The 23,127-nt window shown below is 42.7% G+C and carries 23 protein-coding genes; all 23 read left to right on the top strand.

Annotated elements, in window-relative coordinates; genetic code table 11:
- Positions 1-12 precede the first annotated feature (12 nt).
- The 23 genes from wecB (at position 13) to nuoK (ending at position 23,117) form a co-directional block, all read left to right on the top strand.
- Positions 13-1,179 carry a non-hydrolyzing UDP-N-acetylglucosamine 2-epimerase gene (gene wecB, locus BRLA_RS21465; protein WP_003334239.1) on the top strand — a complete coding sequence of 389 codons (1,167 nt, stop codon included), beginning with the start codon at positions 13-15 and terminating at the stop codon, positions 1,177-1,179.
- Between the two features lie 162 nt (positions 1,180-1,341).
- Entirely contained in the window at positions 1,342-4,074 is a 2,733-nt protein-coding gene (locus BRLA_RS21460) for a phosphodiester glycosidase family protein (RefSeq protein WP_003334241.1), read from the top strand.
- Between the two features lie 286 nt (positions 4,075-4,360).
- A complete protein-coding gene (locus tag BRLA_RS21455) occupies positions 4,361-5,551 on the top strand; it encodes an acetyl-CoA C-acetyltransferase (RefSeq protein WP_041752425.1) in 1,191 nt (396 codons plus the stop codon).
- A gap of 119 nt (positions 5,552-5,670) precedes the next feature.
- Positions 5,671-5,883, top strand: a complete 213-nt coding sequence (locus BRLA_RS21450) for an AtpZ/AtpI family protein (protein WP_022586152.1) — start codon at positions 5,671-5,673, stop codon at positions 5,881-5,883.
- Between the two features lie 11 nt (positions 5,884-5,894).
- Positions 5,895-6,257 carry an ATP synthase subunit I gene (locus BRLA_RS21445; protein ID WP_022586153.1) on the top strand — a complete coding sequence of 121 codons (363 nt, stop codon included), beginning with the start codon at positions 5,895-5,897 and terminating at the stop codon, positions 6,255-6,257.
- A gap of 88 nt (positions 6,258-6,345) precedes the next feature.
- Positions 6,346-7,188, top strand: coding sequence for a F0F1 ATP synthase subunit A (gene atpB / locus BRLA_RS21440; RefSeq protein WP_003334245.1), 843 nt, complete (start codon positions 6,346-6,348; stop codon positions 7,186-7,188).
- A 36-nt stretch (positions 7,189-7,224) separates the two neighbouring features.
- Positions 7,225-7,446 (top strand): F0F1 ATP synthase subunit C, encoded by a 222-nt coding sequence (gene atpE, locus BRLA_RS21435; protein ID WP_003334246.1) that lies wholly within the window; start codon positions 7,225-7,227, stop codon positions 7,444-7,446.
- A gap of 117 nt (positions 7,447-7,563) precedes the next feature.
- The gene (atpF, locus tag BRLA_RS21430) at positions 7,564-8,067 is read left to right on the top strand and encodes a F0F1 ATP synthase subunit B (protein WP_003334247.1); all 504 of its coding nucleotides are present in this window, start codon (positions 7,564-7,566) and stop codon (positions 8,065-8,067) included.
- On the top strand, positions 8,064-8,591 hold the full coding sequence (locus tag BRLA_RS21425; protein ID WP_003334248.1) for a F0F1 ATP synthase subunit delta: 528 nt from the start codon (positions 8,064-8,066) through the stop codon (positions 8,589-8,591). Before atpF ends, BRLA_RS21425 begins: the two co-directional genes overlap by 4 nt.
- 29 nt (positions 8,592-8,620) lie before the next feature.
- A complete protein-coding gene (gene atpA, locus BRLA_RS21420; RefSeq protein WP_003334249.1) occupies positions 8,621-10,132 on the top strand; it encodes a F0F1 ATP synthase subunit alpha in 1,512 nt (503 codons plus the stop codon).
- Between the two features lie 76 nt (positions 10,133-10,208).
- Positions 10,209-11,075 carry an ATP synthase F1 subunit gamma gene (gene atpG, locus BRLA_RS21415; RefSeq protein WP_003334250.1) on the top strand — a complete coding sequence of 289 codons (867 nt, stop codon included), beginning with the start codon at positions 10,209-10,211 and terminating at the stop codon, positions 11,073-11,075.
- A gap of 51 nt (positions 11,076-11,126) precedes the next feature.
- Complete coding sequence (atpD, locus tag BRLA_RS21410) at positions 11,127-12,536, top strand: F0F1 ATP synthase subunit beta (protein ID WP_003334251.1); 1,410 nt, start codon at positions 11,127-11,129, stop codon at positions 12,534-12,536.
- A gap of 25 nt (positions 12,537-12,561) precedes the next feature.
- Complete coding sequence (locus BRLA_RS21405) at positions 12,562-12,966, top strand: F0F1 ATP synthase subunit epsilon (RefSeq protein WP_003334253.1); 405 nt, start codon at positions 12,562-12,564, stop codon at positions 12,964-12,966.
- 150 nt (positions 12,967-13,116) lie between these two features.
- Positions 13,117-13,863, top strand: coding sequence for a DUF6042 family protein (locus BRLA_RS21400; protein ID WP_003334254.1), 747 nt, complete (start codon positions 13,117-13,119; stop codon positions 13,861-13,863).
- Positions 13,864-14,089: 226 nt separating this feature from the next.
- Entirely contained in the window at positions 14,090-17,389 is a 3,300-nt protein-coding gene (locus tag BRLA_RS21395) for a S8 family serine peptidase (RefSeq protein ID WP_003334255.1), read from the top strand.
- A 262-nt stretch (positions 17,390-17,651) separates the two neighbouring features.
- Positions 17,652-18,023, top strand: coding sequence for an NADH-quinone oxidoreductase subunit A (locus BRLA_RS21390; protein WP_003334256.1), 372 nt, complete (start codon positions 17,652-17,654; stop codon positions 18,021-18,023).
- Positions 18,014-18,532: a NuoB/complex I 20 kDa subunit family protein gene (locus tag BRLA_RS21385; RefSeq protein WP_003334257.1), complete on the top strand. Its 519-nt coding sequence runs from the start codon at positions 18,014-18,016 to the stop codon at positions 18,530-18,532. Before BRLA_RS21390 ends, BRLA_RS21385 begins: the two co-directional genes overlap by 10 nt.
- Positions 18,529-19,698 (top strand): NADH-quinone oxidoreductase subunit C, encoded by a 1,170-nt coding sequence (locus BRLA_RS21380; RefSeq protein ID WP_003334258.1) that lies wholly within the window; start codon positions 18,529-18,531, stop codon positions 19,696-19,698. The genes BRLA_RS21385 and BRLA_RS21380 overlap by 4 nt, the downstream gene beginning before the upstream one ends.
- Positions 19,699-19,712: 14 nt before the next feature.
- On the top strand, positions 19,713-20,822 hold the full coding sequence (locus BRLA_RS21375; protein WP_041752698.1) for an NADH-quinone oxidoreductase subunit D: 1,110 nt from the start codon (positions 19,713-19,715) through the stop codon (positions 20,820-20,822).
- On the top strand, positions 20,823-21,830 hold the full coding sequence (nuoH, locus tag BRLA_RS21370; RefSeq protein ID WP_003334260.1) for an NADH-quinone oxidoreductase subunit NuoH: 1,008 nt from the start codon (positions 20,823-20,825) through the stop codon (positions 21,828-21,830).
- A 46-nt stretch (positions 21,831-21,876) separates the two neighbouring features.
- Positions 21,877-22,290, top strand: a complete 414-nt coding sequence (gene nuoI, locus BRLA_RS21365) for an NADH-quinone oxidoreductase subunit NuoI (RefSeq protein ID WP_003334261.1) — start codon at positions 21,877-21,879, stop codon at positions 22,288-22,290.
- A gap of 3 nt (positions 22,291-22,293) precedes the next feature.
- Complete coding sequence (locus BRLA_RS21360) at positions 22,294-22,800, top strand: NADH-quinone oxidoreductase subunit J (protein ID WP_031309634.1); 507 nt, start codon at positions 22,294-22,296, stop codon at positions 22,798-22,800.
- 5 nt (positions 22,801-22,805) lie between these two features.
- On the top strand, positions 22,806-23,117 hold the full coding sequence (nuoK, locus tag BRLA_RS21355; RefSeq protein ID WP_003334264.1) for an NADH-quinone oxidoreductase subunit NuoK: 312 nt from the start codon (positions 22,806-22,808) through the stop codon (positions 23,115-23,117).
- The last annotated feature ends 10 nt before the right edge of the window (positions 23,118-23,127 follow it).

Raw genomic sequence — 23,127 nt, 5'->3', positions numbered from 1 at the left:
GGTGTCTTGCTGATGAAAAAGATAAAAGTAATGACGGTATTCGGGACAAGACCGGAGGCTATCAAGATGGCTCCGCTTGTTCACGAGTTAAAAAAACATAAAGAACAGATTGAATCTATCGTATGCGTGACAGCACAACATCGACAAATGTTGGATCAGGTTCTGGAAATTTTCCAGATCACGCCTGACATGGATTTAAATATTATGAAGGATCGTCAGACTTTGATCGACATCACCACCCGTGCATTAGAAAGCTTGGATAAAGCGATCAAAGAGGCACAACCAGATATCGTGCTCGTACATGGCGACACCACGACAACCTTCGTTGCAAGCTTGGCTTCCTTCTACAATCAGGTAGCGATCGGACATGTTGAAGCTGGTCTTCGTACGTGGGACAAGTATTCTCCATTCCCGGAAGAGATGAATCGCCAGCTGACAGGAGTTATGGCTGATCTTCATTTTTCACCAACAGAAGGATCGGCAGATAATTTACGCCGTGAGAACAAGCAAGAGCAAGCCATCTATATTACGGGGAATACTGCGATTGATGCATTACAGACAACTGTGAAGTCTGACTATCAGCATCCTGTCTTGGAAAAGGTAGCAGGCAAAAAGATGGTGTTGATGACAGCCCATCGTCGTGAAAATCTAGGTGATCCAATGCGCCGTATCTTCCGAGCTGTGCGTAAATTGGTAGATGAGCATGAAGAGATCGCTGTGGTTTACCCTGTGCATCTAAACCCAGCGGTGCAGGAAGTGGCACAAGAGTTCTTGGGGAACCATGATCGTATCCATTTAATTGATCCGTTAGATGCGTTTGACTTCCACAACTTTGCTCGACATGCTCACTTGATTCTGACAGACTCAGGTGGAGTGCAGGAAGAAGCTCCTTCTCTTGGGGTACCGGTACTTGTCTTGCGTGACACCACAGAGCGTCCAGAAGGAATCGCGGCTGGTACGTTGAAATTGGCAGGCACAGATGAGCAACAGGTATATGAGATGGCAAATGAATTGTTAACCAATTCAGTGGCATATGAACAAATGGCGCAAGCAGCAAATCCATATGGAGACGGAAAGGCATCGGAAAGAATTGTGAAAGCAATCCTGTACCATTTTGGTTACATTTCTGATCGCCCAGTCCCTTTTCAACCAAGTCAAGAGAAGTTATTATCTAAATAAAGCATATAAAAGAGGCGTTTTTTCAGAACGTCTCTTTTCCTTTTGTGGCAAATAAAAATCGCGAAAAAAAACTGAAACTTGTGGGCGATTCGCTACGTCTAAACATTGTAATGGATAGGAAAAAAGAGAAAGTTTAGCCAATGGAGAGGGGTTTCAACAATAATGAAAAAGAAGCCAGCTCGGTTTCTGTCGTTAATGCTGGCTACAACTGTAGCATGCGGGGCAATTATTCCTGTTGTGCTGCCTGCCTATGTAGTAGAAGCTGCGACTGTAGGACCGTTAACAATGGTTTGGCAAACGCCAATTGGGGAAGGTACAATCTTAACGCATTATGAAAAGGTCTATGGAAACCAGAAAAGCAAAATCTACATAACAAAAGTCGATCTGAATAATGAATACGTAGAAGTGAAGCCCATTTACGGGACAAATGGACATGTAACAGAAAAACAAAGCATTACGAAAATGACAAATGAAGCAGGAGCAGTTGTTGGTGTAAATGCCGACTTTTTCAATATGTCTCTACGTGGTGCACCATTCGGAATTGTTGTAAAAGATGGACAAACGATTTCTTCAATGGGACATTTACCGTATTACTACAGCTTAGGGATAACTGCGGATAAGACAGCCGCTATTGAGCGATTTGGGTTCACGGGGCTGGTAACCTCGCAAAACGGTAAAAACATGAGCCTGCGCGGAATTAATAAGGAAGAGTACTCTTCTTCAGCAGGTAAAAGCCATGAGAACCAGCTTAATATGTATACACCTGCCTTTGGGAAGACCAGTCTAGGAACAATTAAAGGCTATAAAGGTGTGGTTGAGGTAGTCTTTCGCAATGGTATAGCTACTGAGGTTCGAGTGGATCAGCCTGGAGCGGCAATTCCTGCCGATGGTTTTGTTTTATGGGGACACGGGACAGCTGCTCAATTTTTGCAACAAGAGTTTCCTGTAGGCTCTTCTGTGACTGTAGATTCACAAACTACTCCTAATTCAAAAGAGTGGGCCCAAGCAGTGGGAGGGCATGCTTTGCTAGTTAATCAGGGAAAAGTAGCTACTATTTCCGCTGATAAAGCAGTTATGGGGAAAACAGCCCGGACTGGTGTCGGCGTCTCTAAAGACGGAAAGACACTCTACATTGTAAGTGTAGAGCAAGGCAGTGCCAGCCGTGGGGTAACATTGGTCGAATTTGCTCAGATCATGGTTGAAGCTGGCTCTTATATGGCGGCCAATTTTGATGGCGGTGGTTCACAAACATTAGCCGTTCGCATGCTAGGGGAAACAGAAGCCAAATTGGCCAATCGCCCTATGCAGGGAGTAGAACGTCGTGTTCCAACGGGATTAGGTGTATTTAATACGGCACCTGCCGGGGATTTGGCTGGATTCCAATTAACAGGACCTACTGAAACGTTAATTGGACAGGCTATTCAATTTGGAACCAAAGCATATGACAACCACTATTTACCTTATAAAATTGACGCAAACCAGATTTCTTGGGGAGTAGATGGGGATTCTGGATCATTTGAAGGAAGCTCATTTATCGCTCGTCAATCAGGTACATCTGTTGTTACGGCTAGCGTCAATGGAATTCAGACGAAGAAAAATATTCATGTCGTTAGTGGTGCTGAGGTAGAGCAAGTGATGGTATCGCCATCTCCACTTACCGTAATGCCAGGTCAAACATTGCCACTCGATATTAAAATCAAAACGAAAAAAGGGCAGTTGGTCACAGCAACGCCATTATCTGTTACAACCACTGTAAGCAACGAGCTTGTACATATTAATGAACAAATGCAGTTGGTTGCAGGAGAACAAACAGGACAAGCTACCTTGACTGTATCTTATGACGGTAAATCAACCACGGTACCAATTACAGTAGGGGCTACAGAGCAGCAATGGATCAATTTTGATAATATTGCCGGCATTTCGTTTGCAGGAAATCCAGAAGGGTTAACTTCGAAGGGCTCCTTCTTGCTCCAAAGTGAACAAGTGCATCGTTCTGGTAAATCTGCTAAATTAACGTATGATTTCAGCGGAGCATCATCTGCTAATACCCGTTTCGCCTATGGAAAAATGGGGGCAGCTCCTATAGCGATTCCGGGACAGCCTATTGGTATGGGCTTGTGGGTTTATGGGGATAACAGTAACCACTGGCTTCGCGCTGAAGTAATAGATAGCAAGGGCAAAACACATTATGTTGATCTTGCCAAGGAGATAGACTGGACTGGTTGGAAACAGCTTAGAGGCTACTTCCCATCAAATGCGGCTTATCCTCTACAACTGAAGAGTATCTATATTGCTAATTTGCCTGAAGGCTCTGAATCGCGCCCGGAAAAGGGAAGCATCTATATGGACGATGCGACACTGTTGGTACCATACGGTCAACAGTTTAGCGATATTGCCAACCACCCTTATAAAAAAGAGATTCTTTATATGGCGGAACAGGAGTTTGTAAAAGGGCTGTCTGCTAACAAATTTGGCCCAGACGTCCCATTAACACGCGCTCAATATGTTGCGCTATTAGCTAGGGTGTTTAATTGGGAGCTACCCAACCAACCTAAATTGAACTTCAAAGATCAAGTGCCTTCATATGCGCAAGGTGCAGTACAGGTAGCGGTGTCCATGGAATTGGTGAAAGGGTATAAGGATAATACCTTCCGTCCAGATCAGCCTGTTACACGAGCAGAAGCAGCTATCATACTGGATCGAATCCTGCAACAGCAAGCTACTCCGAAAGTAAAGCTGAAGGATCAGAATCAAATTGCTTCATGGGCATCAGCCTCTGTTTCAAATATAGTAGGACTAGGATTAATTGATCCAATCCAAGGAAGCTTTAAACCTGACAGCCCAACCACACGCGCTGTTTGTGTTGCCGCCTTGTATCGTTTGATTCAACGATAAAGGAAGGACTTAGCCGTCTTTTGCTATCTGCCAAAGACGGCTTTTTTCTATTAAACTGTAATATGCGATTTCATTCTAAAAGTTACCTGTTTACTTTTTGGTTATTTCTACTATAGTAATAATGGGAAACTTATAAATAGGATAATCTAAGGGATATCTGTCTCCTTAAAAATATGGTAATATATAGCTTAGTTACTAATTATTGTTATCAAAAGACTGAAGATTCACAAGTGGCAAAATTAACTAACTAAAGCTTACGATCTGATGTTTTTAAGGAGTGGATATGATGAAAGGTAGCGATGTAGTTATTGTCAGTGCTGTGCGCACTGCCATCGGTAGTTTTCAAGGAAAGTTATCTTCTGTAAGCGCAACTAGATTAGGAGCAGTAGTGATTGAAGCGGCACTTGCCAAAGCAGGTCTTGATAAACAGCATGTAGACGAGGTCGTGATGGGGAACGTATTACAGGCGGGGCTTGGGCAAAACCCAACGCGTCAGGCGGCCATGCTAGCAGGCATTGGTGAGGAGAAACCCTCATTGACTATTAATAAAGTCTGCGGGTCAGGATTAAAAGCTGTACATATAGCTTATCAGGCTATCGTGTCTGGAGAAGCAGATGTGGTAGTTGCAGGTGGTATGGAAAATATGAGTCAGGCTTCTTATTTATTAGAAGGGGCCAGAGACGGGTATCGCATGGGTGATCAGAAGGTCGTAGACTCCATGATCCGCGATGGGCTTTGGTGTGCCTTTAATGATTATCATATGGGAATAACAGCTGAAAATCTTTGCGAACGTTATCAGATAAGCCGAGAAGAACAGGATGAATTTGCGGCTTGGAGCCAACAAAAGGCAAACAAAGCGATTCAAGAAGGACGTTTTTTAGATGAGATCGTCCCTGTCACTATCCCGCAAAAAAAGGGAGAGGCTATTTTGTTTGAGCAAGATGAGTTCCCGCGAGCAGGTGCAACGGTGGATGCATTAGCTAAACTGCGACCTGCTTTTAAAAAGGACGGGAGCGTCACGGCAGGAAATGCCTCAGGAATTAATGATGGAGCTGCAGCACTAGTCTTAATGTCTTATGCAAAGGCAGAAGAGCTGGGGATTAAGCCTTTAGCTACAATAGTTGCCAATGCAAGCGCTGGAGTCAATCCGCAAGTAATGGGACTAGGCCCAGTACCGGCTACAGAAAAGGCTCTAAAGAAGGCGGGGCTTTCTATAGATCAAATAGATCTGATTGAAGCCAATGAGGCTTTTGCGGCACAAGCAATAGCGGTTGGGAAGGAATTAGGCCTTGATCGAGAGAAGCTAAACGTGAACGGAGGAGCGATTGCCCTTGGTCATCCAATTGGAGCAAGCGGGGCTCGCGTTCTGGTTAGTCTTGTCCATGAAATGTTGAAACGAAGCGATTCTCGCTATGGTCTAGCTACCTTATGCATAGGTGGCGGTCAAGGAATTTCAACAATAATCAAAATAATATAGACAAATTGTGAAAAATTTGTGTCCTACAGTTCGACAAGTTGACAATGTAGATAAATCTTCGTTAATATGTTAAGGTGTCAACCAAGCTCTTCCATTTCTGTCTGAAGGGAGAAGCGAACTTGTCAAAAAAGGTAAATAACCCATGGAAAGCTATCGGATTAGTAAGCATGATTGGAGCAGATCTAGCAATATGTATCATAGCCGGAGTCTTATTTGGACAGTATTTAGATGAATGGTTACATACGGCTCCTTGGCTCATGATTGTCGGGCTGTTTCTAGGGTTGGGCGTAGGTATTGTAAGCGTATACCAAATGATACGTCCTTATCTGTAGGGAGATGTAACATGCAAACATTCTATACTGCCGTACGTAATATCATCCGCTGTGTTTTATGGTCTATTGCCCTTATCGGGGTTCTATGGTTTCTCCTACCTGATTATAGATTGTTTTTTCAGTCATTACTGTTGGGTAGCTTTGCAAGTCTTATCAATGGACTTCTCCTTTATCTGAAGGTATGGAAAATTACTGGTAATATAGGAAAAACCAAGGGAATAGGAATGGTGCAGAGGTTTGCAGTTACAATTATAGCAGTTTTTATAGCCCTAAGATTTCCAGAATTGTTTCAAATTATGGGAGTTATTATTGGACTGCTAGTATTTCAAGTGTTTTCGATTATTTTTGTGTATTACAATCTTAAAAATAGATGATTAGTTCAATATTTGTTAACTGTTTTTCAACAAGTTAAGAGGTAGAATAAAGAGTAAGCTCTTAAAAGGTTGACTAAGGAAGTATTTTTTGAGGGAAAGGGGTGAACAAATTTTGGATCATTGGTCATTAAAATTTAAGCTCGGTGGACTCGTATTCGATATTCCGACCATGCTTATGATTACGTTGACAGCTATTTTGGTTTTTGTCCTACTGGTTGTTTTATCTCGTCAATTAACGACAGGTGTTCCAGGTGGAAGGCAAAACCTTCTAGAGTGGATTGTCGATTTCATCAATAACTTGGCAAGATCGGTTATGGATGCAAAAACGGCTGCAAGGTTTATTACACTTGCTGTAACAGTTTTTCTCTATATCATTCTAGGGAACTGGTTAGGGCTAGGTCTTAACGTAGTTACGCTGCATCACAACGACCCTGCTCAAAACAAGGTAGTTAACGAACAAGTTGTTGAGATGTTGACGATTTCTGGGACTCCTGAGGCTCAGGCTAAGAAAATCGAAAAAGTGGAACATGCACTTGAACCAGGTGGACATGGTATACACATCGCATGGTGGAAGTCTCCAACGGCTGCTGCAAGTGTGACCTTCTCGCTGGCGCTTACTATCCTTCTTTACTCTCAATACGTGGATATTCGACGTCATGGGCTAGGTACGTACCTGAAGCATTTTCTTAACCCACTCCATATCCTTGAAGAACTGGTCATTAAGCCATTAACACTTCCACTCCGTCTATTTGGTAACATTTTTGCCGGGGAAGTTTTGATTGCCTTCTTAATGAGCACCGGTGTCTTTATTGGTAGTATCCCATTATTAGCGTGGCTTGGTTATTCCGTCTTCGTAGGGGCAGTTCAAGCTTATATCTTCACGACCCTTACAATCATATATATTTCGCAGAAAACGAATGATGGTCACTAATTTTTAATCAACAGAAACTTGAGGAGGATTATTTTAATGAATACTTTGGCTTTAGCAATCGGTATTATCTTTGGTTTAGCTGCATTAGGTGGAGCAATCGGTAACTCACTAGTTATCTCTCGCACAATTGAAGGTGTTGCACGTCAACCAGAAGCTCGTGGTAGCTTGATGGGTCTTATGCTTCTAGGGGTAGGTCTTGTTGAAGCGGTGCCTATCATCGCGGTTGCGGTTGGTTTCATTCTTTACTCCCAAATGTAATTTTACGGGGCGAAGGCTAGCAGGCTAGGCCTTCGCCTTGTTTATGCAACAGTAAAAGATCATTGATTTTTTATCATTACTTAAAATACTCTTCTGAACCAGGAAGGAGTGAATAGCATGCTAGAGTTTGGAGCGGTAACCCTTGAAGGGGGCACGATGCTCTTTCAAGTACTCGCATTCCTGATACTTCTTTTAGTTGTTAGGAAATTTGCAGTTGGCCCTATAACACAAATCATGGAAAAACGCCGTCAATACGTTGCATCAGAAATTGAAGCAGCAGAACGTAACCGTAAAGAAGCGGAAGGACTACTAGCTGAACAACGCCGCTTGTTAGAAGAAGCTCGTCAAGAAACAAAAGCTCTAATTGAGCGTGCAACTCGTCAAGCACAAGAAGAAGAAGCGCGTATTAAGAAAGAGGCAGAAGAAACGGCAGCTCGTCTGAAAGCGGAAGCAAGTGCAGAAATTGCTCGCGAGACAGAGAAAGCTAAAGAAGAACTACGTACGCAAATGGCAAGTCTATCTGTTATGTTGGCTTCTAAAATTATTGAAAAAGAATTGGATGAAGCTACACAAAAATCCACGATTGATCAGTTCCTGAAACAAGTAGGGGATCGCTTATGAGTGGAGCATTAGCAAAACGTTACGCGCGTGCTCTGTTTGAGATTGCAGAAGAGCGTGGACTCATTGATCAAATTGAAGGTGAGTTAAAAGACCTTGCTGAAGCATTAAAACAGGTACCTGACTTCCATAAATTATTTACGCATCCTCGAATTGCCGTTGCTTCTAAGAAAGAGTTGCTGGAGGAGCTTTTCAAAGGAAAAGCTTCGCAGGAAGTAATCAACTTTCTTTTTGCGTTAGTAGACAACAAACGTGAAAGTGAATTCGCAGAAATAACCAGAGCATACGTAGAAATGGCCAACGATAAACGTGGCTTTGCGGATGCCGTTGTTACTACAGCTAAACCACTGAGCCAGGAAGAATTAGAAGAGCTTGCTATTCAGTTTGGTCAAATGCTGAATAAAAAGCTACGCTTCGAAAGCGTAATAGACCCTACTATTATTGGTGGAGTCGTTGTGAAGATTGGCGATCGTTTATATGACGGTAGCTTGAAAACGAAATTAGAGCATTTTGCGCATCAAATATAAGACGCTGGGTTGAATGGGGTGAATCGTAAGTGAGTGCAATCAGACCTGAAGAAATTAGCTCGCTCATCAAAGAGCGCATCGCTAATTATAAAGCTGAGATCGAAATCGCTGACGTAGGTACGGTTATCACTGTTGGTGACGGTATTGCGCGCGTACATGGTTTGGAAAAAGCAATGGCCGGTGAGCTTCTTGAGTTCCAAAACGGCGTTATGGGTATGGTACTCAACTTGGAAAGCGATAACGTAGGGGTAATTATCCTTGGAGCTTTCCGTGACATTAAAGAAGGTGACACGGTTAAACGTACTGGCCGTGTAATGGAAGTACCAGTAGGGGAAGCGCTATTAGGTCGCGTAGTTAACCCACTTGGTCAACCGATTGACGGATTGGGTCCAATTGCGACTACGGAATTCCGTCCTATCGAAAACAATGCTCCTGGTGTAATGGCACGTAAATCCGTTCATGAGCCATTGCAAACAGGTATTAAAGCTATTGACTCCATGGTACCGATCGGTCGTGGTCAGCGTGAGTTGATCATCGGTGACCGTCAAACAGGTAAAACATCTGTTGCTTTGGATACCATCATCAATCAAAAGGGTAACGGCATGATTTGTATCTACGTTGCCATTGGTCAAAAGCAATCAACAGTTGCTGGCGTAGTTGAAACACTTCGTAAGCATGGTGCTCTTGATTATACAATCGTTGTTTCCGCTACAGCTTCTGATCCAGCTCCATTGCTGTATCTAGCTCCTTATGCGGGTGTAACAATGGGTGAGTATTTCATGTACAAGGGCGGACATGTCCTATGTATTTATGATGACTTATCTAAACAAGCGGCAGCTTATCGTGAGTTGTCCCTATTGCTTCGCCGTCCTCCAGGTCGTGAAGCATACCCTGGTGACGTATTCTACTTGCATTCCCGCTTGTTAGAGCGTGCAGCCAAATTATCTGATGAACTAGGAGCTGGTTCTCTAACAGCACTTCCTTTCATCGAGACTCAAGGTTCTGACGTATCTGCGTACATTCCAACGAACGTTATCTCCATCACAGATGGACAGATCTTCTTGGAAACCGATTTGTTTAACGCAGGTCAACGTCCAGCGGTTAACGCAGGTATCTCTGTATCCCGCGTAGGTGGTTCCGCACAGATTAAAGCAATGAAAAAAGTAGCTGGTCCACTTCGTTTGGACTTGGCACAATATCGTGAGTTGGCTGCGTTTGCGCAGTTCGGTTCCGATTTGGATAAAGCAACACAAGCTCGTTTGACTCGTGGTGAGCGTGTTGTTGAAATCCTAAAACAACCTTCATACCAACCAATGCCTGTTGAAAAGCAAGTTATCTCTATCTTCGCTGCGACAAAAGGCTTCCTAGACGAAATTGCTGTGGAAGACGTTCGTCGTTTCGAAAAAGAATTGCTTGCCTTCATCGACTCCAATAAACCACAGTTGTTCGAACATATCCGTACAACAAACGAATTACCGGATGAAAAAGAATTAGGAGCAGCGATCGAAGAGTTTAAAAAAGGCTTTGCTCCAAGCCGTTAATCTTCGGCATCGATAGATTTTGTGCATGCTGGGTTCAGAAGAATTCAGCATGCATTTCCCAAGGTGGTGAAAATGAGTGGCTCAAGGTATTCGTGAAGTAAAACGACGTATAAAAAGCGTTAAAAACACGCGTCAGATCACGAAAGCGATGAAGATGGTGTCTACTGCAAAACTTCGCCGTGCCCAAGACCAAGCGCAAGCGGCTCGCCCGTATGCTCAAAAGGTTCAAGAGGTAGTAGCAAGTATTGCCGCAGGAAGCACTGGCTTTAAACATCCGATGCTTCAAACCCGTCCGGTGAAGAAGACAGGATATATCGTAATTACTTCTGACCGTGGACTCGCAGGAGGATATAACGGGAATATCATCCGTAAGGTTCTTCAGGCGGCTAACGAAAAGCATAAATCTAAAGATGAGTATGCGATCTTTGTTATCGGACGCAAAGGCCGCGATTTCTTTGTGAAACGTAACTATCCTGTTATTGAAGAGGTAGTTGGAATGCCGGAAAACCCTAGTTTTTCTGACATTAAGCAAATTGCGTACACAGCAGTTAAATTATATGCGGAAGAACAGATCGACGAACTCTATCTCTGCTATAACGAATTTGAATCTGCTATCTCGCAAGTTCCACAGGTGAAACGCCTGTTGCCACTTCAATCAATTGAATCGGATTCACAGGCCTCTACAGTTAACTATGATTATGAGCCTTCTGCAGAAGAGGTTCTCGCAGTGCTTTTGCCAAAATATGCAGAAACGCTAATCTATAGTGCTGTATTGGATGCAAAAGCTTCAGAGCACGGAGCGCGTATGACCTCGATGGGTAATGCGACTGATAATGCATCTGATATTATCGATCGTTTGACACTCTTCTATAACCGTGCTCGTCAGGCAGCCATCACGCAAGAAATCTCCGAGATTGTTGCGGGTGCGAACTCACAAGTATAACAAAGACAGTTATAAAGGCTTCCAATTAGCTTTTAGGAGGGAAGATTTAAGATGGCGAAAGGGCGCGTAGTTCAGGTAATGGGACCGGTTGTTGACATTGAATTCGACAATGGTCACCTGCCTGCTATCTATAATGCGATCAAAATTTCTTATAAAGCACAAAGCTCCGGGGAACGCGACATTGATCTAGTATGTGAAGTTGCGCTTCATTTGGGAGATAACCAAGTTCGTACAGTTGCGATGTCTTCTACAGACGGTTTAATCCGTGGTATCGAAGCAATCGACACAGGTGCACCAATTTCTGTACCTGTAGGTGAAGTTACATTGGGCCGTGTATTTAACGTATTAGGCGATCCAATCGACGAAGTAGAAATGAACGATGTTCCTCGTCGTGATCCGATTCACCGTCAAGCACCTGCTTATGAAGACCAAGCAACTTCTACTGAGATCCTAGAAACAGGTATCAAGGTTGTTGACTTGCTAGCACCATACGTAAAAGGTGGTAAAATTGGTCTATTTGGTGGTGCGGGTGTAGGTAAAACCGTACTAATTCAGGAATTGATCAATAACATCGCGCAAGAGCACGGCGGTATCTCAGTATTCGCTGGTGTAGGTGAGCGTACTCGTGAGGGTAATGACCTTTACCACGAAATGAAGGATTCCGGTGTTATCGCTAAAACAGCGATGGTATTTGGACAAATGAACGAACCACCAGGTGCACGTCTACGTATCGCACTGACTGGTCTTACAATGGCTGAGTATTTCCGTGATGAAGAAGGCCGTGACGTACTTCTGTTCATCGATAACATTTTCCGTTTCACGCAAGCTGGTTCTGAGGTATCCGCCCTTCTTGGACGTATGCCATCTGCGGTAGGTTACCAACCAACACTTGCTTCTGAAATGGGTAGCTTGCAAGAGCGTATCACTTCCACGAAAAAAGGTTCTGTTACTTCTATTCAAGCGATCTACGTACCAGCGGATGACTATACTGACCCAGCACCTGCTACTACGTTTGCTCACTTGGATGCAACAACTAACCTGGATCGTGGTATTTCCGAGTTGGGTATCTATCCAGCGGTTGACCCGCTAGCTTCTACTTCTCGTGCACTAGCACCTGACATTGTAGGTCAAGAACACTATGAAGTAGCTCGTGGCGTACAGACAATCCTACAACGTTATAAGGAATTGCAAGATATCATCGCGATCCTAGGTATGGATGAGTTGAGCGATGAGGACAAACAAACCGTAGCGCGCGCACGCCGTGTACAACGTTTCTTGTCCCAGCCTTTCCACGTTGCTGAACAATTTACTGGATTCCCTGGTAAATATGTACCAGTTAAGGAGACTGTACGTAGCTTTAAAGAAATTCTTGATGGTAAACATGATGATTTGCCAGAGTCAGCTTTCCTATTTGTAGGTACGATTGAAGAAGCAGTTGAAAAAGCAAAGAACATGAAGTAAGACAACCCTGAAAGGGGAGACGGTAATGAGCAAAATGGTAATAGAGATCGTTACTCCTGAACGGGTTGTCTATAGCGGAGAAGCCACAATGGTCATTGCACGAGGCGTTGAAGGTGAGTTAGGTATTCTTCCTAACCATACGCCGCTAGTGACTCCGTTAAAAATTGCTCCTGTTCGGATTAAGCAAGAAGGCGACAAAGAGACCGTAATCGCAGTTAGCGGCGGCTTCATGGAAGTTCGCGGCCAAGAGGTAACGATTTTAGCAGAAGCAGCAGAGCAATCAACAGACATTGATGCAGCTCGTGCAGAATTAGCAAAACAACGTGCCGAAAAACGTCTCAATGAGAAGTTTCCAGATCTTGACGTTCATCGCGCTGAGTATGCCCTACAACGCGCAGTTGTACGTTTAGATGTGGCACGCCACAAGTAAGCGAAAATCCCCAGGCATTTTAATATGCTTGGGGATTTTCTTTTGGAAGTTGGAAATCTGCCTCTAGTTATGTGTATAATAAACCTAATGTACTTGAGGATTACTAAGAGGTACTCTGTGAAACGCAGTTGTGGATAAGGAGAGTGTAATATGCAAACGATACAAGATCTTCGCACAAAAGGTAGCGACGATATTATTATTCCGAAAGGCTATGACATGCATGGCTGGAGCACCGTGTTCTCTCATGAGATGAACGTATTGTTTAAAGCCGTTTGCTATGCGGTGAGCAAGCTAGAGACAAAAGAAGAAATGTTAAAGTCCATCTATTCTACTAGAGCATTGGAAGGAACTTTCGATACATTGGATAAAAATAAATTCCATGACGAAGAGAACTATGAAAACTATGTGGCTCTATTGGAGAAGTACGCTAACTTTTTGAAGCGTTCTAACTATGAGTATCCGGCAACAGCTCAGGAAGCGTTAGATATGTTCATTAAGTGGGGACTAGTAATTGATAAAGGAACAAGCCTAGATGTACCAGTAGATCCCTTCCCAGAAGTAGTAGATACATTCGAGCTTCGTGATGATGAAATGTTCGCTTTGTATCACATTCGTTTGGAGTCGTTGATTCATCCAGTATTTAGCCAGTTAGTAATGTATCTACATGAAAAAGAAGAGAATGAATTCTCGTTATCCAAAAATGAGATCAAGGAAATTCTAGGAGGCATTAACGATAATATGCTAACAGAAGTCTTGATCAAATTAACACCATACCTAGAAGAGCCGATTGAACGTTTCCAAGAAATTCCGGATAATGAAAAAATGGAATTCAAAGTGGTATGGGAGCGTATTTACGAGGATTTCTTGGGTACAGATAATCCGCAAGCTCTTCAATAAACGTTATTCAAAATACAAATTTTACCATAAAAAAATTAAAAATGACTGCCCTTTAACGTATAGACAATTATACGGAAGGGCAGTTTTTTTAAATTTTGTAAAAACATGACTTTAGGCCTAAAGGAATAAAGAAAAATATAGAGAAATTAATATGTACTGATTTTTTAGAAAACTCAGTATGCCATTATATTTTTTTAAAATTTATTATTTTTAGGAGGGATCATAGTTGTTACGAAAACCGAAAAAGATTACATCAATAGCACTAGCTACTAGCTTGTTGCTAGGAGTTATCCCGTATAATGTTATGGCGGCGACTCCAAAAGAAGGTCTAGAATTGGACGCCCTATTAGACGTTAACGAGTTAACAAAGGCAAAGGTAACGGGGGAAACTGATGAGGAAGTTTCTACTGGCCCTGCGTACATATCTCCTGCTTTGGATACCAAGTCTTCTAAAATGGTCACGGTTATTGTCCAATTAAAAGCTGACCCAGTTGTTGTAACGAAAGGAAAGTCGAAAAGTTCTGAAAGAGAAGCCCGTTCACTAGTATCTGATGATCAGGATGATTTTGAAGGACTTATTGAAGACAAGGGCCTTGATGTAGATATCGAGAAGAAGTTTGAAGAAGTATTTAATGGAATGGTAGTGACTCTGCCTGCAAATGAAATCCCTAAGCTGGCTGAACTGCCTAATGTAAAAGCTGTTTATAACAACATTAACTACTATTCCCAACCAGAGGTAGAGGTTGTATCTGAGACAGCCGATCTACCACCAGGACATTATGACGCGAACCCTCTGAAAGCAATGAAAATACCTGAGATGTGGAAGCTAGGCTACACGGGAAAAGGCTTAAAAGTAGGTGTTATTGACACCGGTGTGGACTATTTGCACCCTGACTTAAAGGATGCCTATAAAGGTGGTTATGACTCCTACGACGATGATGATGACCCATATGAGCAAAAGCCAATCCCAGTTGAAGAAGATCCAGAGGGGAAAGGTTATAAAGGCTCACATCACGGTACTCACGTAGCTGGCACAATTGTGGGACGAGCTTCCAATAAAACATCTGATGTTCATGTTCGTGGAATTGCCTATGAGTCTGACCTTTATTCATACCGTGTATTAGGACGACATGGCGGAAGCTCGGCTCAAGTAATTGATGGAATTGAACGTGCTGTTAAAGATGGCATGGATGTTATCAATTTGTCGTTAGGCTCTGATTTGGAAAAGAGCCCTGACTCACCTGATGCTATCGCATTAAATAATGCTGTATTGGCTGGGGTTATTCCAGTGGTAGCTAACGGAAATGCTGCTAATAATAATCCAAATCAATATTATTATACAGCCGGATCTCCAGCAGGAGCTAAGTTAGTTATTTCTGTAGGAGCAACTACGCCACCAGTAGAGTTGTATACCAGTACAGCTACTACCTCTTTCGGTAAAAACTATGAATTTAAAGTAGCAAGTTATGAAACAGGTCTAAATGATTTTGCGAAGATAGTGGGTACAGATGCCCTCTCGCTTGTATTTGCTAACCTAGGAATGAATTCTGATTTTGCTAAAGTAGATGTGAAGGGAAAAGTGGTCTTAGTTTCACGCGGTGGAGTACCCTTTGTGGACAAGATCTCCAGTGCGAAAAAAGCGGGAGCAAAAGCGATTATTATTTATAATGGCAATGATGCAAATGGAGACGGCATTGCGGATCCAGATCCGGTAGGTCGTGACGATTACTTTAATTCCTATCTTGGCGATCAAATGGATGCAATTCCTACCTTTGATATGAAAGGAAAAGAAGGCCGTGAATTGGTGAAGCTAATTCAAGCTGATCCAAGCAAAGCTACCATTACGTTTAGCAGCGAGTATCCTAAGACGGAAGAAAAAGGCGATCTAATGGCTGACTTTAGTTCGCGTGGACCAGCTATGGATGATGAGTACTCAATTAAGCCAGATGTTTCGGCTCCAGGGGTAAGTATCCTGTCAGCTAAGCCAACATGGAAAAAGGATTTCCCAGATGCGAATTACGATCATGCATACCAACGCCTAAACGGTACAAGTATGGCGACACCGCATGTAGCAGGTCTAGTATTGCTTTTAAAACAGGCTCACCCAGATTGGACGCCATTTGATGTAAAGGCGGCTATGGCTAATACTGCTGTTGAAATCAAGGATGGCAATGGTGTTCTATATGATGTGTATTCCCAAGGTTCTGGTCGTGTAGATGGTTTGGCAGCGCTAAAAACACCAGCTCTGCTACAAACAGTTGAAAAGACCAAAATCCTAGATAAAAACATGAATGAAAAGTATGTTACCAACTACGGAACAAATGTTAGCTTTGGCTTAGTTTCCAGAGACATGAAAAAACCATTAGTTAGAACTCTTCAATTAAAAAATACTTCCGATGAAGAGGTTGAATACGAAGCAGAAGTTATTATGCACGAAAAGGTAACGTCTGTACCAGGAAAACCAGCAACAACTACTAATGTGGACAACCTGAAAGTGAAGCTGTCAGAGGATGACTTCACCGTAAAACCTGGAAAGTCCCTACAATTTAATTTGCAGATAGAGGCTAAGAAAAAAGTAAAGGACGGCGTATATGAAGGTGAAGTTCGTCTGAAGAGCCAGGATGGACACCCTGACTTGCATCTGCCGTTTGTTATTCATGTAGGTGATGAAAGAGAAGAAAACAAATTCGGTTTTGATAGCTTTAAGCTCTCCAGCACTCAGGTTAATCCGGATTCACTCACTTTCTCTGCATCTGCCGATTTGCAGGCAAAGGATATTAATCTCATTGAGCTACAGATTTGGGGTCTAAATGACGAGAAGCTAGGTACAATGGCTGTAGAGAAGAAGACAGACAAAAAAGGAAATCTTCAGTTATTGAAACCAGGAAAGCTTTCCTTTAAAAATCTAACTGGGGAGTATGTAAGTACAAAAACTGGTAAACTGACAAAGCCGGAAAACGGAAAATATAAAGTAAGAATCTTTGGATATCAGTATGATCCAGAGAATCCAGTTGAAAAAGAGGAAGATATAAAAATTAAATATGAGGCTTGGAGTGCTATTTCCATTCAAGGTCCAGTTGATGAAGAAGACCGTGAAGACATCAGGGAATTAGTTAACGAAGCAGCCGATGATTTCTCTGCAAAGATTGTCAATGTAAGCGAATTGAATAAGCAAGTGTTGAAGCTACCGAATGAAACAGATGAAATTACTTATAAAGTGGTAGAAAGCTCTAACCCTGATTTGATCGACAACGATGGCTTCCTAGTAAAATTGCCAAAGAAAAAACAGAAAAAGCCAGTGTATCTTACCGTTTATGTATCTTCTGTAAAGGTGCCTTCGATTAAAAAGGCAGTCGTTGTAGATGTAGTGCTGCAACCGAATAAAGGTAAGGGAAAAGGAAAAGGAAAAGGTAGACTTCCTGCTCCAAGCGAAGTAGAAGAACAAGTTGAACAACAAGTTGAGCAGCAACTTAAGCAGCAAGCTGAACAAACTGAGCAACAAGTGGCCGAACCTACTGTTCAGTAAGACAGTTGCATGTTTAGGAGGAACTAACGCCAAGTAACAAAGGGTCTTACCTGCACATCTCTGCTGCAGGTAAGACCCTTATATTTTATTCGCGTAATATTTTTTCATAAAATAAACAAAAATCTGATAAAATAAGTATATAAATGTACGTAGGCTAATAAAAGTCTGAGTTTTTGTAAGGGCTTTCGTTGTACAGAAATGTACTGATTTGCTATAATTATGAAGAAATTCGAAGACCTACAGCACAATGGAGGGAAATAAGATGGATGCTATTTATGCAAACAATTATGTGATTGTAGCCATCTTTCTGCTTCTTGGTGTTTTGCTTCCTGTTGCCACGGTAAGCATCATTGGGCCTTTATTACGTCCTAATAAACCGAGCGCTGAAAAGCAAACAACATACGAGAGCGGAAATATCCCGATTGGAGACAGTTGGGTTCGTTTTAACGTAAAGTATTATATCTTTGCTCTACTGTTCGTTATTTTTGATGTAGAAACGTTGTTTTTGTATCCGTGGGCAGTAGCTTTTAATGAATTAGGGCTTTTTGCTCTCGTGGAAATGTGTATTTTCATTGTTCTTCTGATTATTGGACTGTTGTACGCATGGAGAAAGAAGGTGCTTGAATGGAATTAGATTTGAAAAGCATCGAACCAGATTTACAGGAAGAATTAAATCGGAATGTTCTGTTTACGAGTTTAGAGACATTAAAAGGATGGGTAAGAAGCAACTCGCTATGGCCGCTTACGTTTGGGTTAGCCTGTTGTGGGATTGAAATGATGGGGACAGGCGGTTCTCACTATGACCTAGATCGATTCGGCGTCATTTTTCGCCCTTCTCCTAGACAGTCAGATGTGATGATTGTGGCCGGAACAGTAACCAAAAAAATGGCGCCATTATTAAGACGTTTGTATGATCAGATGCCAGAGCCAAAATGGGTTATTGCCATGGGTTCCTGTGCAACGGCGGGTGGTCCCTATATTAAATCGTATAGTGTAGTAAAGGGTGTTGATCAAATATGCCCTGTCGATGTTTATATTCCAGGTTGCCCGCCAAGTCCAGTTGCGTTGATCTATGGTATTAATAAATTGCAAGAAAAAATCCGCTATGAAGCAAAGACCGGAAAGCGGGTGGATCAGCAATGAGTGAAGAAAAAAGAAAGCCTACACCGGAAGAAAAGGCAGCAGCAGTGGCGGAAGCGAAGGCAAAAGCGGCAGCGGCTGTAAAAGCTAAATTGGCACAGCAAGCAGAAGCGAATGTAGCTGATGAGGAAACAAACGAACCTCCAACACAAACAATGACACAAGATGAGCCTTCCTCTAGTTCTTCCGTACCCGATGAACAATCGATAGCGAAAGCAAAGGCGGCGGCAGCAGCAAAGGCCAAGGCAGCCGCGGCGGCGAAAGCAAAGCTCGAAAGAAATATTACGACGGAAGCGAGTGAGGAGCTGGCCGTCCAAGAGAAGGGCTTACAAGCAAGTGAAGAGATGAACGCAGGACTACCTTCAGAAGCTGATGCAGATGCCAAGGCTAAAGCAGTAGCGAAAGCAAAAGCGGCGGCAGCAGCAAAGGCCAAGGCAGCCGCGGCAGCAAAAGCAAAGCTCGAAAGTGGCGCTACGACTACAGAAAACCCTGCGCAGTCTATTCAAGAAAAAAATACACAAGCAAGTGAAGAAGTGACCACAGGACTACCAACAGAGGCTGATACAGATGCCAAGGCTAAAGCAGCAGAAAAAGCGAAAGCAGTAGCAGCGGCGAAAGCAAAAGCGGCAGCAGCCGCGGCGGCAAAGGCGAAAACAAGCGAAGAAACTGTAACAGCAGAAGTTCCCCCCTCAAAGAATCAACCCTACCTAGATCGTTTTGTACAAATCATTACAGAGAGATTTGGCAAAGAAAGCATCGAAGAATCCTACGTTAACACTTTATCAAAAGAAGTTCCCACCATGACGATAAAAAATCAGCTTTGGCAAGACATTGCACTCTTTTTAAAGCAGGAGTCAAGCTTACAATTTGATTACCTTTCCAACCTACACGGCGTCGATTATGAAGACCGGATGGAAGTCTACTATCATTTGTACTCGTATGCGCATCAGCAAAGCTTGGCCATTAAGGTGAAAACTACGCGTGAAGCACCATCTGTGGCTTCTGTTGTAGATGTGTGGCGAGGGGCAGATTGGAATGAGCGCGAAACATATGATTTGTTAGGAATCCACTTTATAGGACATCCCAATCTGGTTAGAATCATGATGCCAGATGAGTGGATTGGACATCCGTTGCGTAAAGATTATGAGCCTTTTGATGAGGGGGTATAACCTTGAGTACTCCAATGACGACTAGTATTCGCACAGAGGAAATGATCCTGAATGTTGGACCTCAGCATCCAAGTACCCATGGCGTATTTCGTTTAATTGTAAAGATAGACGGGGAAACCATTAAAGAGGCTATCCCTGTAATGGGCTATTTGCATCGTGGCACAGAAAAGCTAGCTGAGAATCTGACTTACACGCAAATCATTCCCTATACAGATCGACTGGACTATCTCTCGTCTATGACCAATAATTATGTGTTGTGTCATGCCGTTGAAACGATGATGGGACTAGAAATTCCGGAAAAGGCTGAGTATTTACGTGTAATTGTAATGGAGCTAAATCGTGTCGCTAGCCATTTAGTTTGGTGGGGCACCTTTCTTTTGGACATCGGGGCGATGGGACCATTTTTGTATGCGTTCCGTGATCGAGAAACCATTATTAATTTGTTCAATGAGATTTCTGGGGCACGTTTGACGTACAATTATATGAGAATTGGTGGAGTAAAATGGGATGCTCCTCCTGGATGGATTGATAAAGCAAAGGCATTTGTTCAATATCTAAAAAAGGAATTAGCTAATTACCACCGTTTGGTGAGCGGGAATGAAATTTTTATTAGTCGATTAACCGGTATTGGTACGTATGATCGTCAAACGGCTCTTGATTATTCTCTGTCTGGTGTCATGCTTCGCTGTACGGGAGAGAACTGGGATATTCGTAAAAATGAGCCATACTCCATTTACGATCGTTTTGAATTTGATGTTCCTGTATCTACAGATGGGGACTGCATGGCTCGCTATCATTTGCGTCTCCAAGAAATTGAGCAATCACTGCGTATTTTAGAGCAAGCTCTAGATCAATTTCCTTCAGAAGGAGAGGTTATTGGTAAAGTTCCTCGGGTGATTCGGCCGCCAGCAGGTGAAGCATACGTACGAATTGAAGCACCACGTGGAGAATTAGGTGTGTATATAGCTAGTCAGGGTAAGGATAAGCCATGGAGAATGAAACTGCGAAGACCATCCTTTGTGAATTTGCAGATTTTACCTTCCTTATTGAAAGGTGTTAATATGTCCAATATGGTGGTCATTTTGGGTAGCATTGATATTGTGGTAGGGGAGGTAGATGCATAAATGACTAGTTGGCTCCAGCAAACCCCATCATTTACCAATGTTTTACTGTTCTCCATGGCCGCAATAGTGTTACTGTTAGTGGTGCTTGCCTTTGTTACATATGCGATCTATTTTGAACGAAAAGTAATTGGCTGGATGCAATTGCGCTATGGTCCTAATCGTGTAGGTCCACTAGGTCTTTTACAAACGGTATCTGATGTTGCCAAATTGCTTATTAAAGAAGATACTCGACCCAAAAATGCAGACCGCGCCCTGTTTACACTTGCCCCTATATTGGCGTATGCTCCTGCGTTTGCGGTACTGGCGGTTATGCCATTTACGGATAAGCTACAATTTGCCGACTTAGGGATTGGGGTCTTGTATTACATTGCCTTGTCTGGTATTTCAGTCATGGGTGTCATTACTGCTGGATGGGCTTCTAATAATAAATATTCCTTAATCGGCGGCATGCGTTCCGCAGCGCAAATGATTAGCTATGAGGTGCCGTTGGTTATGTCAGTTGTGGGTGTTGTGTTAATGACTGGCAGCCTTAATCTAAAAGATATCGTCTATGCACAGCAGGACATGTGGAATATTATTCCGCAAATCTTAGGATTTGGTGTATTCTTAATTGCAGCACAGGCGGAATTGAATCGTTCCCCATTTGATTTGCCAGAAGCTGAGTCGGAGCTTGTCGCAGGGTATCATGTGGAGTACTCTGGCTTCCGTTTTGCCATGTTTATGTTATCTGAATACGTGTACATGTTTGGCATGGGGGCATTGATTACCATTCTGTTTTTGGGAGGATGGCTACCTATTCATCCGAGCTTGAGCTTTATTCCGCCGATTATTTGGTTTATCCTTAAATTTATGTGCTACGTATTTTTGCAGTTCTGGATTAGGGCTACGATGCCGCGATTCCGTGCAGACCAATTAATGGGCTTTGCTTGGAAAGGGCTTCTACCAATCGCTCTATTGAATATCTTGCTTACGGCTGTAGTCATCTCATTTCAAAAGGGTTTTATATAGAGTTTTAGCTAAAAGCTATCTATTTTGATAATGAGGAGGAATTTACGTGCTAGGATTTGCCAAAGGACTAGGATACACGCTCAAAAAGCTGTCTGAGAAGAAGTTAACGACGATGTACCCAGATGTACCCTTCCAGATGCCGCCTCGATTCCGAGGAATCCAGCATTTCTCTCCGGAAAAATGTATCGTGTGCAATCAGTGTGCCAGGGTCTGTCCGACTGAGTGCATTCAGTTAACGGGGAAGCCGCACCCTGATCCCGAGAAAAAAGGCAAAATCATTGATACCTATGATATTAACTTTGAAATCTGTATTTTATGTGATCTATGTACGGAGGTCTGTCCAACAAATGCAATCGTCATGACTAATAATTTTGAGCTGGCAGTGTATAGTCGAGATGAATTGTACAAGGATTTAAAATGGTTGGACGATAACAATACCAATGTGAGGGAGGAAAACTAATTGATAAGCGGGTCGTATGCCGTGTTCTTTATACTGGGCCTTCTGACCATTGGTGGGGCGATTTTTATGATTAACTTTAATCGAGTGGTTCACATGGTGATCTCTATTGGGGTAACGTTTATTAGTATCGCAGGTTTGTTTGTGCTACTTGGTGCTGAATTCGTTGCTGTTTCCCAAATACTGGTTTACTCAGGGGCTATCTCGATTCTGATGTTATTCGGAATCATGCTGACAAAGCACAATGCGACAGAAGAAGGGAAAAAAAGAAGAGCACGGTTTTGGTTTAGCTTGGCAGGAGTTGTGACGTTGTTTACAACGATTTTTATGGCTATTCAAAACACAAATTGGTCTTCTGTGCCGGCAAGAACCCCCAATCCATCTGTTAGTAACGTCAAGGAAATCGGAATCGAAGTATTTACAAAGTTTGTTATTCCATTTGAATTGCTGTCCGTGCTGTTACTAGTAGCTTTGGTAGGCGCAATCGTGTTGGCGAAGAAAGAGGAGGAGTAACACAGATGGATATTCATATCTCTTCTTATTTGCTTGTTGCCCTCATTTTATTTTGTGTTGGGCTGTTCGGAGCATTGACCAAACGAAATGCCATTATCGTCTTGCTCTCCATTGAGCTTATGCTGAATGCTGTAAATATTAATTTAGTAGCATTCTCGAAATATGGTTTGCATGCGGCTGTTACTGGTCAAATATTCACTTTGTTTACCATGACGGTAGCTGCGGCAGAGGTGGCTGTTGGGATTGCAGTATTGATCGCTCTCTATCGTAATCGTGATACGGTGAACGTTGACGAGATGGATAAATTAAAAGATTAACCAGGAAAAA

Source organism: Brevibacillus laterosporus LMG 15441 (genome assembly GCF_000219535.2).
Taxonomy (GTDB): Bacteria; Bacillota; Bacilli; order Brevibacillales; family Brevibacillaceae; genus Brevibacillus_B; species Brevibacillus_B halotolerans.
This window is presented reverse-complemented; position numbering and strand designations above follow the sequence as displayed.